This window comes from Candidatus Nitrosopumilus koreensis AR1, assembly GCF_000299365.1.
Lineage (GTDB): Archaea > Thermoproteota > Nitrososphaeria > Nitrososphaerales > Nitrosopumilaceae > Nitrosopumilus > Nitrosopumilus koreensis.
Genome location: NC_018655.1, coordinates 1,062,215 through 1,074,242, shown reverse-complemented (window position 1 = coordinate 1,074,242; position 12,028 = coordinate 1,062,215). Strand labels below are relative to the sequence as shown.

The 12,028-nt window shown below is 35.5% G+C and carries 16 protein-coding genes; 9 read left to right on the top strand and 7 right to left on the bottom strand.

Annotated elements, in window-relative coordinates:
• The first annotated feature begins 2 nt into the window (after nucleotides 1-2).
• A complete protein-coding gene (lsrF, locus tag NKOR_RS06420) occupies nucleotides 3-947 on the top strand; it encodes a 3-hydroxy-5-phosphonooxypentane-2,4-dione thiolase (protein WP_014963553.1) in 945 nt (314 codons plus the stop codon).
• Nucleotide 948: 1 nt separating this feature from the next.
• On the opposite strand, the gene NKOR_RS06415 is transcribed toward lsrF, so the two are convergent.
• Nucleotides 949-1,353, bottom strand: a complete 405-nt coding sequence (locus NKOR_RS06415; protein WP_014963552.1) for a YybH family protein — start codon at nucleotides 1,351-1,353, stop codon at nucleotides 949-951.
• Between the two features lie 227 nt (nucleotides 1,354-1,580).
• Here NKOR_RS06415 and ilvB point away from each other — a divergent pair, with 227 nt between their 5' ends.
• The 5 genes from ilvB to NKOR_RS06390 all read left to right on the top strand — a co-directional run bounded on the left by ilvB (nucleotide 1,581) and on the right by NKOR_RS06390 (nucleotide 6,684).
• On the top strand, nucleotides 1,581-3,278 hold the full coding sequence (gene ilvB, locus NKOR_RS06410) for a biosynthetic-type acetolactate synthase large subunit (RefSeq protein ID WP_232202936.1): 1,698 nt from the start codon (nucleotides 1,581-1,583) through the stop codon (nucleotides 3,276-3,278).
• 8 nt (nucleotides 3,279-3,286) lie between these two features.
• Nucleotides 3,287-3,772 (top strand): acetolactate synthase small subunit, encoded by a 486-nt coding sequence (gene ilvN, locus NKOR_RS06405; protein WP_014963550.1) that lies wholly within the window; start codon nucleotides 3,287-3,289, stop codon nucleotides 3,770-3,772.
• Nucleotides 3,769-5,280: a 2-isopropylmalate synthase gene (locus NKOR_RS06400; RefSeq protein ID WP_014963549.1), complete on the top strand. Its 1,512-nt coding sequence runs from the start codon at nucleotides 3,769-3,771 to the stop codon at nucleotides 5,278-5,280. The genes ilvN and NKOR_RS06400 overlap by 4 nt, the downstream gene beginning before the upstream one ends.
• A gap of 24 nt (nucleotides 5,281-5,304) precedes the next feature.
• Nucleotides 5,305-5,604, top strand: coding sequence for a hypothetical protein (locus tag NKOR_RS06395; RefSeq protein ID WP_016939273.1), 300 nt, complete (start codon nucleotides 5,305-5,307; stop codon nucleotides 5,602-5,604).
• A gap of 66 nt (nucleotides 5,605-5,670) precedes the next feature.
• Complete coding sequence (locus NKOR_RS06390; RefSeq protein WP_014963547.1) at nucleotides 5,671-6,684, top strand: isocitrate/isopropylmalate dehydrogenase family protein; 1,014 nt, start codon at nucleotides 5,671-5,673, stop codon at nucleotides 6,682-6,684.
• 108 nt (nucleotides 6,685-6,792) lie between these two features.
• On the opposite strand, the gene NKOR_RS06385 is transcribed toward NKOR_RS06390, so the two are convergent.
• A complete protein-coding gene (locus tag NKOR_RS06385) occupies nucleotides 6,793-7,065 on the bottom strand; it encodes a hypothetical protein (protein ID WP_014963546.1) in 273 nt (90 codons plus the stop codon).
• Between the two features lie 162 nt (nucleotides 7,066-7,227).
• Here NKOR_RS06385 and NKOR_RS10590 point away from each other — a divergent pair, with 162 nt between their 5' ends.
• Nucleotides 7,228-7,359, top strand: coding sequence for a hypothetical protein (locus NKOR_RS10590; RefSeq protein WP_016939272.1), 132 nt, complete (start codon nucleotides 7,228-7,230; stop codon nucleotides 7,357-7,359).
• Nucleotide 7,360: 1 nt separating this feature from the next.
• Here NKOR_RS10590 and NKOR_RS06380 read toward each other — a convergent pair whose 3' ends face one another.
• The 3 genes from NKOR_RS06380 to NKOR_RS06370 are packed head-to-tail and all read right to left on the bottom strand — an operon-like array spanning nucleotide 7,361 to nucleotide 9,449.
• The gene (locus NKOR_RS06380; protein ID WP_014963545.1) at nucleotides 7,361-7,606 is read right to left on the bottom strand and encodes a hypothetical protein; all 246 of its coding nucleotides are present in this window, start codon (nucleotides 7,604-7,606) and stop codon (nucleotides 7,361-7,363) included.
• 38 nt (nucleotides 7,607-7,644) lie between these two features.
• Nucleotides 7,645-8,931 carry an aspartate--tRNA(Asn) ligase gene (gene aspS, locus NKOR_RS06375; RefSeq protein ID WP_014963544.1) on the bottom strand — a complete coding sequence of 429 codons (1,287 nt, stop codon included), beginning with the start codon at nucleotides 8,929-8,931 and terminating at the stop codon, nucleotides 7,645-7,647.
• Entirely contained in the window at nucleotides 8,931-9,449 is a 519-nt protein-coding gene (locus NKOR_RS06370) for a transcription elongation factor NusA (RefSeq protein ID WP_014963543.1), read from the bottom strand. Before NKOR_RS06370 ends, aspS begins: the two co-directional genes overlap by 1 nt.
• 82 nt (nucleotides 9,450-9,531) lie before the next feature.
• On the opposite strand from NKOR_RS06370, the gene NKOR_RS06365 reads away from it, so the two are divergent.
• Entirely contained in the window at nucleotides 9,532-10,467 is a 936-nt protein-coding gene (locus tag NKOR_RS06365) for an ABC transporter ATP-binding protein (protein WP_014963542.1), read from the top strand.
• A 1-nt stretch (nucleotide 10,468) separates the two neighbouring features.
• Here the strand turns inward: NKOR_RS06365 and NKOR_RS06360 are convergent, their stop codons facing one another.
• Both NKOR_RS06360 and NKOR_RS06355 read right to left on the bottom strand, forming a co-directional pair.
• Nucleotides 10,469-10,762, bottom strand: a complete 294-nt coding sequence (locus tag NKOR_RS06360; RefSeq protein WP_014963541.1) for a hypothetical protein — start codon at nucleotides 10,760-10,762, stop codon at nucleotides 10,469-10,471.
• Between the two features lie 130 nt (nucleotides 10,763-10,892).
• Entirely contained in the window at nucleotides 10,893-11,267 is a 375-nt protein-coding gene (locus tag NKOR_RS06355; RefSeq protein WP_014963540.1) for a DUF6659 family protein, read from the bottom strand.
• A 90-nt stretch (nucleotides 11,268-11,357) separates the two neighbouring features.
• On the opposite strand from NKOR_RS06355, the gene NKOR_RS06350 reads away from it, so the two are divergent.
• On the top strand, nucleotides 11,358-11,990 hold the full coding sequence (locus NKOR_RS06350; protein WP_014963539.1) for a VTT domain-containing protein: 633 nt from the start codon (nucleotides 11,358-11,360) through the stop codon (nucleotides 11,988-11,990).
• The last annotated feature ends 38 nt before the right edge of the window (nucleotides 11,991-12,028 follow it).

The window sequence follows — 12,028 nt, the reverse complement described above, 5'->3', positions numbered from 1 at the left end:
ATATGGATTGGGGATTAAAAAATAGGTTATCAAGAATAATTAAACCACATAATAATCGTGCATTAATGTTAGCAGTTGATCATGGATACTTTTTGGGACCTACTGAAAAATTAGAAAATCCAAAAAAAGTGATTGCGCCTCTATTGAGACATTGTGACTCTTTGATGCTCACAAGAGGTGTTCAAAGAACCTCTGTTCCTGCAGAAACTGATACTCCTATGGTACTTCGAGTATCTGGTGGTTCTAGTATTATTGGTGAAGATTTGTCTCAGGAAGACATTACCGTTTCAATTCAGGATGCAATTAGACTCAATGCAAGTGCTCTTGCAATGTCTATCTTTGTTGGCTCAAAGTATGAATACCAAACAGTTGTAAATCTTGGAAAATTAGTCAGTGAGGCAGAACAATATGGAATTCCTGTTTTAGCTGTAACTGCAGTTGGAAAAGAACTTGGTAAAGATGCTCGATATCTTTCATTGGCCTGTAGAATGGCAGCTGAGCAAGGTGCACATATTGTGAAAACATACTATTGTGAAAACTTTGAAAAAGTTGTTGAATCTTGTCCTGTCCCAATTATTGTTGCGGGCGGAAAGAAAATCCCAGAACGCGATGCATTACAATTAACATACAATTCCATTAAAGGTGGTGCTGTAGGTGTTGATATGGGCAGAAACATCTGGCAATCTGAACATCCAGTAGCTATGATTAAAGCAGTTAGGGCAATCGTTCATCAAAATGCCAATGTCGATCAGGCTTTCCAATTATACAAAAAATTAGCTAGCGAAAGACCAAACAAAAAACACAAATCAAAAGGCAACAAACCTAATCAAAACAAATCAAAAGGCAACAAACCTAATCAAAACAAATCAAAAGGCAACAAACCTAATCAAAACAAATCAAAAGGCAACAAACCTAATCAAAATAAATCAGAACCAAAAAAGAACTAGTTCACCCATTAATTTTTGATAGATGAATGTGAGCAATTTTCCATGTTGGTTGCTTTACTAAAACAAAAGTGGCTCTTCCTTTAATCTCCATGTGTTCTCCTGTGTATGCTTTTGTGTCCACTAACATTCCTTTTTGATTTAACTCCATTGCAACAACAGCTGAATCTCCAAAAATACTAATTTTTGGATTTTTGATTTCATAACTATAATCTGAAATACTGACAAACTTGAGTTCTTCTAGTTCTATTGTATTTTGATAATCTTTAAGATCATATGGTGGCAAGTCACTAAAACTCGAAAATTTTGGATCGTTTAGATGGATGTCTTTTAGAATTGATGTGTCTTTTGTAATGCCTGCCTGAAATAATGCTTCTATTACTTTGATAATTTCTTCACTATCTGACAAAAACAGTCATTTTCGAATATGAAAATAATCAGTTTAAATCTTCTGTACGCATTTGGGCAAAACCACGATTACTCTTTAGAGAATCTTTATTAATTATAGATTGATTGATTTTTTGATTTCAATGAGCACAAGATTAGCTGTAAAATTTGGCAAAGAGTTGCTAGTTGTCCTAACACTGTAAAGTGTGCTCAAAATTTTAACACATTAAAATTATGGAGAGAAATTTGATGAATAATATGGAAAATATGATTGGTGCAAAGGCCTTGATGACGGCAATGGAAAAAGAAGGCGTCAAGGAAGTATTTGGCTTACCGGGAGGTGCAAATCTTCCAATGTATGATGAATTTGCTAGATGTAATATTAGACACATCTTGGCACGACATGAACAATCTGCAGCTCACATGGCAGATGGTTTTGGACGTGTAAGTAGAAAACCTGGAGTTTGTTTTGCAACATCTGGACCTGGCGCAACTAACATTCTTACCGGTATTGCAACAGCACAGGCTGATTCTGCACCCATGGTGGCAGTGACTGGACAAGTTCCTGTAGCTATGATTGGAAAGGATGCATTTCAAGAAAGTGATATTATTGGAATGGCAAATCCTGTTGTAAAATATGCATTTCAACCAAGACATGCTTCTGAAATTCCTGAAGTTGTAAAGAAAGGATTTTTCATTGCACAAACTGGAAGACCTGGACCTGTTTTGATTGACATTCCAAAAGATGTTCAACAAAATGAAGCTGAAATGGTTTTCCCAGATGAATTTAAAATCCCAGGATATCATCCATGGGCTGATCCTGATCTTGTTGCGGTAGAAAAAGCAATTGACATGTTACTTCATTCTCAAAAACCTGTAATCTTAGCTGGTGGTGGAACAATCATTTCATCAGCTTTTGCAGAGTTGCAAGCTGTTGCTGAAGCATTGATGCTTCCTGTAGTAACTACTTTCAAAGGAAAAGGAGCATTTCCTGAAAATCATCCTTTATCTTTAGGTCCTATTGGAATGCACGGTCATGCTGAGGCTAACAGAATAATGTCTGAGGCTGACTGTGTATTGGCAATTGGTACTAGATTCTCTGATAGGTCTGTTGGAACTTTTGAGGAATTTGAGAAGAATCTTAAAATCATTCACATGGATGTAGATCCTGCTGAAATTGGTAAAAACCAAACAGCACAACTTGCTGTAGTAGGTGATGTGCAGATGAATCTCAGAGTTATGGTAAAGTTACTCTTGCAAAAAGCAATTAAAAAAACCGAAGAAACACCTTGGATAAAACATGTCAAAGAGACCAAAGCATATTGGCAAGAAAATTTGAAACTTCATCCTGGCGAAATGGGTGCAGCAAAAATTTTACGTAAATTAAGAGAATTATTACCTAAAGAATCAATCATAACAACTGAAGTGGGGCAACACCAAATGTGGGCATCATTATTTTATGATGTGATTCAACCTGGAACTTTCTTTAGTTCTACAGGACTTGGTACGATGGGTTGGGGATTTCCAGCTGCAATTGGTGCCAAAGTTGCAAAACCTGATGTTCCTGTTGTAGACATTGCAGGAGATGGTAGTTTTGCAATGACAGAAAACTCTCTTGCAACAGCAGTGTTAGAAGATATTCCAGTAATTGTATTTGTATTAAACAACTTTACATTGGGTATGGTAGCTCAATGGCAAAGAACATTCTATGACAGAAGAATGATTGGAGTTGATCAAGGAAAATGTCCTGATTATGTTAAATTAGCACAATCATATGGAGCTCAAGGAATTAGAGCACAATCAATGGATGAACTTGATAAGGCAATAAAGGATGCATTAAGCAGTGATGTTGCAACTGTAATTGACATACCAATTGATCCTGAAGAGGACGTATTGCCATTTGTAGCTCCTGGAACTTCACTTAAGGACATGATATTACCATCGTAGTGATTAGTATGTGGGCCATTCTCTCTATTTTAGTTGAAAACAAACCTGGAATTTTGTTCAAAGTTACTCATTTATTCCGTGCAAGGAACTTTAACATCGATAGTATCTCTGTAGGGGTAACTGAGAATCCTGATTATTCTAAAATGACAATCACTACGTATGGTGATGAAAAACAAGTGGACCAGATTGTAAAGCAACTTGATAAAATGATTGATACTGTAAAAGTAGAGCATTTAGATGAGCATAAAACCGTCTTTAGAGAACTTAGTATTTTTAAGATTAAACTAAGTAATGCTAATGATAGTATGGAAGTAAACAAACTAGCCAACGCATATGGCGGGAAGGTACATGATGTTAAAAAAGACTCTCTTATGGTAGAATTGACTGCTACACCTGATCAAATCAAAGCATTTGAGGAATTGGCAAAACCCTTTGGAATCATTGATGTTGCAAGAACCGGTGTTGCAGCTTTGCAGAGGAGCGGTGCTGAATGAAAGTTAGAATATTTGATACTACACTTAGAGATGGAGAACAAACCATCGGTGTGTCTTTATCACCTGGACAGAAATTATCAATTGCAAAAAAACTTGATGAATTGGGAGTAGATGCAATCGAAGCAGGATTTCCAGTAATTTCTGATGGTGAATTCAAAGCAGTCAAGATGATTACTGGCGAAGGATTGTCATGTGAAATTGCGGGATTGACAAGGACTATCAAAAAAGATATTGATGCTGCAGTTGATGCTGGATTAAATTATATTCACACATTCATTGCAACATCTGATATTCATTTAGAACATAAACTCCAAATAACTAGAGACCAAGCACTTGAAAAAGCAATTGAGGCAGTAGAGTATGGAAAATCTCGTGGTCTTCAAGTAGAATTTTCTGCTGAAGATGCATCAAGAACTGATAGAGAATTTTTAAAAAAAGTATTTGGCGAAGTTGCAAAAGCAGGTGCTGATAGAGTCAACATTCCTGATACTGTGGGATATTCTACACCTGAATACATGGCAGAAATTACGAGAGATACAATTGAAGCTACAAAACTTCCAGTCAGCGTTCACTGTCACAATGACTTTGGATTAGCAGTTGCAAATTCTTTGGCTGGAATACATGCAGGGGCTTCATGTGCACATGTTACCATTAATGGCATTGGTGAGCGAGCAGGTAATGCATCATTAGAAGAGCTTTCTATGGCGCTCAAGTGTTTACCTTATGAGCAAAAATATGAGACCAATATCAAATCTGAATTAATTTATGATACATCTAGATTTATCTCAAAAACCGTTGGGATTATTGTTCAACCAAACAAGGCCATAGTTGGCGCAAATGCCTTTGGTCATGAATCTGGTATTCATACTCATGGTGTATTGAGTAACCCTCTCACGTATGAGCCAATTAGTCCTGAATTAGTTGGAAGGAAAAGATGGCTCCAAGTTGGAAAACATGCAGGAGTCCATGGGATGAATGCAATGCTTGCAGAATATGGGGTGAAACCTACTGAAGAACAATCAAAACAGATTTTGGACAAAGTCAAAGTAATAGGTGATCAGGGAAAACAACTCACTGATGTAGAATTGCTGTCAATTGCCAGTGAGGTAATGGAAGAAAAAGATCTTAAAAGAATTGTTCAATTAACAGGATTTTCAGTTTCTACTGGAATCGGAACAATGCCTTATGCATTTGTAAAATTAAATGTGAATGGTGAAGATCATGTTGGAACTGATTATGGTGTTGGACCTGTTGATGCAGCATTAAATGCAATTCAAAAGATCACAGGAAAATTATCTGAAATCAGAATCAAAGATTATGGATTAGCATCTATTTCTGGCGGTTCTAGTGCATTATGTGAGGTTACAGTAAAAGTTGAAGATGCTTTGGGAAACAAAGTTTCTGCAAAATCTGTTGGTGAGGATATTGTTACTACCTCTGTCAAGGCAGTTATTGATGCTATTAACCGAATAATGCTCAAGAAACTACTCCAAGAAAAACAAGTTTAAGTAAATCTAGACTCATTTATTTTTGTGAACAAGTTCCTAATCCCTGTAATTGTCAGTATCATGGTTGTTGGTACTTTGGGATTGACAAACACAGTATCTGCAGAAAAACCTGATGTCGTATGTAGACTAGGAGCAGAGATTGCTACTTTTGGATGCAGTAGTGAGCCAAAAGTGGGTGATCATATACAAGTTGTCTTTGTATCTATTGCAAGGATTTGTCATGGTGATGTTTTTGATATTGGTAACTACATCTGGTTCCTAACAGATCATGGACTAAACTGTGAAGTGGGACAAACAATTGGAATACTTAATCCATATCAATAATATTTACACCGTGAAATTTAGTTCATTATGAGATGACATTATATTTCGTTATAATCACATACAATTATGTACAAAATTTCATTAATTACTGGTGATGGAATTGGTCCTGAACTATCTGAATCTGCAGTTTCTGTTCTTAACACAATTCATGATAAACTTGACTTGAAGTTTGATATAACAAAATTATCTGCTGGTGACAGGGCATTAGAGCAAACAGGAAAGGCACTTCCTGATGAAACAATTGATGCCATAAAACAATCTGATGCGTGTATGAAGGCGCCTGTTGGGGAAAGTGCAGCTGATGTCATTGTTGTTTTGAGAAGAATGCTTGATCTTTATGCCAATATTCGACCTGCAAAGTCATATCCACACATGCCTGCATTACGTGATGATATTGATATGGTCATAGTCAGAGAAAACACTGAAGACCTTTACACTGGAAAAGAGTTTAGCTTGGGTGACGCTGCAGTGGCTTTGAGAATAATTTCAGAGAATGCCTCAAAAAGGATTGCAAAATATGCCTTTGAATCTGCAAAACAGCGTGATTCTATGAGAAAAGTAACGTGTGTTCACAAATCAAATGTAATGAGAGTTACAGATGGATTGTTTGCAAAAGCCTGCACTGATGTATCAAAGGATTATCCTGATATCACTTTTGAGCAAATGTATGTTGATGCATGTGCTATGAACTTGATCCGTCAACCCGAACAGTTTGATGTTATTGTTACAACTAATCTTTTTGGTGATATCTTGTCTGATGAATCATCCCAAGTAGTTGGTGGATTGGGTATGGCTCCAGCTGCAAACATCGGTGATAACTTTGCATTGTTTGAACCTGTTCATGGTGCTGCATTTGATATTGCTGGACAAAACATTGCAAACCCTTCATCATTTTTGTTGTCTATCAAATTGATGTTGGATTGGTTGGGGCAAAAACACAACGATTCAAAATGTCTTGAAGTTGGTCAAAAACTAGAATCCACGATATTTGACTTGGTAAAAACAGGAGTCAAAACAAAAGATATTGGTGGAGACAAAACTACTACAGAATTTACAAAGCAAATTACTGATAACTTGTAATTGTGTGTTTTAGAATGAACACACATTTTCTTAAGTATCTTTCATCTATTCAATAATCAAGTTAAAGGTGTTAGAAGCCGCCATGCCCGATTCCTGCTTTTAACATCTTTACTTTCTCTTCTTAACATCTGATTTTGGTGGATTTAGCGACCAAAAAAACATGGCCAAACACACTGGAATCATAATTAACACTGCTGCAACAACTGATATTGCATAAAATCCTGGGTCTAGTCCTGGTAAAAATGGACCCGGAAATACTGCATACAACCATAAAAACCCAACAAAAATGAAAACTAACTTGTTCTTTCTGATTAGTTGTTTGACACTTAATTTTCTTTTATGAATATAGCATTCCTTGCAACGTGTTCTGTCATCTATCATGCATGACGTACAACAGTTTTTCTCACAAAAATAGCAAACTCTGTCTCCAAAACTTGAGCCACAAAAATCACATTTGTACACTATCTTAGATCCACTTCTACGAATTTATCTTTTTTTCATAAATTCCCAATTTTTATAAATCACATTTTAAATGAACACTTGATGGCAAAATGCTGTATCTGCAAACTTGTTGAAGGTACTCTCAAAATTAAAGACGGAAATCCAAAATACAAAGGAAAACCTATCTGTAAAGAATGTCAGGGCTATAGAAAATTATTACAAGAAACAAAATAGTCTATTCTGATTTTGGTTTATTCTTTTCTGCCCATTTTTCATACATTTTAATTAACTCATCAACGTCTTTTCCATCTTCAGAATAAGTTACAATAACTCCAAAGTTTCCTTTCTTGTCGTGTCCTCTTGCAAAATATCCCCAAAAAGAATCTGGCAGCTTTTGAAAACTATTTGAATCATGTGAAACTCCGATTAGATTATTCCCTATCACTTCAACGACTTTTTTTGCATCATCTTGTTCTATCATGAATTGATGTAATTCTATTACAATAAAAATCTGAATGGCTATGGGCTTAATCTGTCTGGATCTCTTGGGTACAATACGACTTCACGTACATTGTCGATTCCAATTAGTGTAGTCATTAGTCTGTCCAGACCCATACCCCATCCTGAATGTGGAGGCATTCCCCAATCAAATGCTTTGAGATGGTCTGTAAATTGTGCAGGATCCAAATCTTGTTCTTTTAGCCTTGCTTTTAACATCTCTGGATTGTGCAGTCTGGTTCCACCTGATGATAACTCTAGATATCCAAACTGCAAGTCAAATGAACGAGACAGTTCTGGGTCTTCATCCTTTTCTCTTATGTAAAATGGTTTTAGCTTCATTGGCCAGTCAGTCAAAAAGAAAAATCCTGGATGATTATCTCCGATAATTCTAAGATGAGAGTCTAACAAGTCATCACCAAATTCCACTTTTTCGCCTGCACTCCTTAATTCCTCCACACATTGATTGTATGTGATTCTCTCAAATGGTGATTTTGGAACCTCTATTGTGTGACCGATAATTTCTTGTTCTTTTTTGCAGTTCTCTGATGTAAACCTGTAAACTTCCATGACTAGTGACTCTAAAACATCCATCACATCATTGTAATCCATAAACGCAGCTTCGATGTCTACACTGGTAAATTCACTAAGATGTCTTCCTGTGTGGGAGTTTTCTGCTCGATAAAAGTTTGAAATCTCAAACACTCTTTCTAACCCTATTGTCATCTGTTCTTTGTATAATTGAGGACTTTGAGCCAAATATGCCTTCTTTCCAAAATATTCCAAGGAAAATAGATTTGCTCCTCCTTCACTTGCACTACCAATAATTTTTGGTGTAGTTATCTCTATGAATTTTTTTTCTGCTAGTGTTTTTCGCAGTGATTGTAAAACATAATGTCTTAATTTGAAAATAGATGCTGTCTTTTGATTTCTCATATCCAATGCACGATGATTTAGCCTTGTGTCTATGTTACTTTCAACTCTCCCAATAGGGTCTACTGGCAGTGGATGGATTGCCTTTCCTAAAACTTCAATTTCTTCAGCTTTGATTTCAAATGCAAAATCCCTTGCCTTTGTTTCTTGAACTATGCCTTTTACACTTACAACACTTTGACGATTAATCTCTCCAAGTTTGTCGTTTAACTCGCCTTTTACAATGACTTGAGATATCCCTGACACGTCACGTAATGTGATAAATGACATCTTTCCCAATTTTCTTAAATCCTCAATCCAACCTCCTAAAACAACCTCTTTTCCAATTAATTCTGATGTAAGTTCTGAAATATCGTGAGTTTTTACAAAGACCATTATTTTCTACCCTTATCCTCAAATTCTATCTCAATGTCAAGGTTTCGGGCATTTTTTACAATCTCGACTACTTTTTCTGTATCTATTGGAAATCTTGGTGTCCATTTGCCTGAAACCACTGCCTTTGTCTTTTGAACTCCTCCTGGGGCCCAAACTGAGTTAATTGAAAGAATCTTTGTTGGAAAGAACAAATCTTCTATGAATTTCTTATCTGTTTCATCTGCCTCTACAAGCCAAATTTTACCCTTGAATTGATCTTGAAGCAGTCTGTACAGCGTTCTGCTTTGTCTAATTATCATGATGTCGTTTTTTGCCAAAGACAAAACAAAATTTCCTTGAAATTCTCTGCAAGAGTATAGTGTAAAGTTTTCAATCTCGTTATTTGATTTTGCAATTTTAGCTAAGATCATAGATGCTTCAACATCTGCTTGTGTTATTTTTCCTGATTCAACCTTGCTTTCGCATTGTGGACAAAGTATAGCATTTTTTGCATCAAAGCCACATATTGGTAGTTTCATTTGAATCGCTTTTTACATTCTGATAGAGTTGTTTATATCCCTTAGTACAAAACAAAAATTCTAGTTTGGATATGAACAATATATGGCATTTCTAACTGTTGATGGATTAACATCACGATATGATTCATCAAAATGTCCAGTTTATGCCGTAGATGATGTTGACTTTACATTAGAAGATGGAGAATCCATAGGAATTGCAGGTGAGAGTGCATGTGGGAAAAGTACTTTGGGATTGTCTATTATTCGAATGCTTGTTGGAGGAAAAACACAAGGTAAGATAATTTTTGATGGTGATTCTATCTTAGATGTTGATGAAACTAAATTTGATAATGCATTTCGATGGAAAAAAATCTCTATGGTATTTCAAGGAGCAATGAACTCACTTGATCCTGTTTTTACCATCAATGAACAATTTCTTGAAATTTTAAAACAGCATCATTTTGATGGTGACTCAAAACAGATAATTTCTGATGCAATGAATTCTGTAAACCTTGATGAAAATGTACTGAAAAAATATCCTCATGAGCTTAGTGGTGGTATGAAGCAAAGAGTTGTAATTGCCATGGCTTTGCTGCTAAAACCAAAATTTGTGATTGCAGATGAGCCTACCACTGCACTTGATGTATTAATCCAAGCTCAAATCATCAATCTTTTAAAATCTCTAAAGAAATCGGGCATGTCCTTTATGCTAATTACGCACGATTTGGCCGTACTGTCTGAGATTGCAGAGAAGATTGGCATCATGTATGGTGGACAAATGGTAGAATTTGGTTCCTCTGAAGAAATTTACAAAAATCCAAAACATCCATACACTCAAGGACTTTTAGAATCGATTCCAACACTAAAGGGAGACAAACCAAAATACATCAAAGGCATTCCTCCAAGCTTACTTGATGCGCCAACACAATGTAGATTTATTGACAGGTGTCCTTTGGCAGTTGAAAAATGTAAGCAACTTCCGCCTAAATTTAAAACTGAAACTGGATATGTTAGATGCTGGTTATATGAAGATCAATAATCTATTTTGATTTTAGATATTCTTTGTCTATTTTTTCTAGATACACATCTTGAATCTGTGTGATTTCTCTCTGTGTAGTATTTTTGCAAATCATCTTAGCATATTTGACTAAATCTGGGTTGTCTTGTGTTTTTTCAAATTCTTCAATTTTCTTAAAAGATTCTTGCTCAAATTTCATAATGTCTCTAAGTTCTTTGCTTATTTCCTCCACTCTCATTTTCTTGTAATCTTTAGAGTTTGATTTTCGAAAACTAATCTCATCAATTAATTTTTGAATCTCATCAGGTTCATCCATGTTGTATGATAATTGTAGTTATACAAAAAAGTTAATTTTGATTTTCTTTTTTATGCTCTAAAACATGCTTCAAGCCATCAGTCATGCTAAGTGAATCCAAATCAATTTCACAATATGGGCATTTCAATTTCTAAGAATATTTTTTTACAATTGGTAAACAGGAATCAATGATTCTGAGCATCTCTGATCTGATTACTTTTTTATCAATTGAAATCCATACTCTTTCTTTTTTAATTGCAAATGATATGGTCTGGACTTTTTTCCTTTCTTCCCATACAAACTCTATTTCGCCTAGATTTTTATCAAAAAATCCTTCCAAATCGGTCTTTATGGCAATATGTGAGAACTGATACTGGGTATTTTTTGCATTCAATAAAGGCACCAAGTCATCTCTTCTTCTATATGCCAGTAAATCCCCACTTTCTCCTATCACTCCTACAAATCTGATATAGGGACTAATTGCTGCAATTTCATCACAAATTTTCTTGTAGTCTTTTTTTACCATTTACTGGGGTTGTTAAAATATGATATTTTAATGATTGTTGTATTTTCTTATCTAGTTTTAATTAAATAACACATGAAAACAGTTTGAACAGTGGATTTTGTTGACCTTTTTCCATTTGCCCCTGAAGTAGGCTATCTTAGTTTGTCACTTGTCAACTTTTTTGGATCTCTTGTTCCTTTTGTTCCTTTACCTGGGTTCCTATTACTTGCAACAATGTCTGTAGGTGATCAATTTGATCTACATGTCTTGGCAATCTTGTCTGCAATTACTGCAACTGTCGCAAAACAGATCATATTCTATGTCAGTTATGGTGGAAGGAAAATTATCAATGAAAAAACCCGAAAAAGGATGCGCCCCTTTGAGAGATTGGTAAAAAGATACGGTGCAGGAGCTGCGTTCTTTGCAGCTGCAACTCCGATTCCAGATGATTTAGTTTATGTCCCTTTAGGGCTTGCAAAGTATAATCCAAAAAGATTCTTTATTGCAACACTTACAGGAAAATTTGTTCTAAGCTACACCATAGTTTTTGTTTCTCATTACCTTGGTCTGTCTTTGGTTGAACCGTTATTAGAAAACATTGATGATGCAACTCCAGTTTACATTGGAATTATTATTTTTGGAGCTATGATGACTACAGTTGTGGTTTTGCTTTTGAGATTAGATTGGCAAAGAATTCTTGGCAAATTTGCTCCTTGGACTTTGGATGAAAACAACAAAGACTAGATACCAATTTTGAAGTTCCATAACTTGTCTGTTGCTTT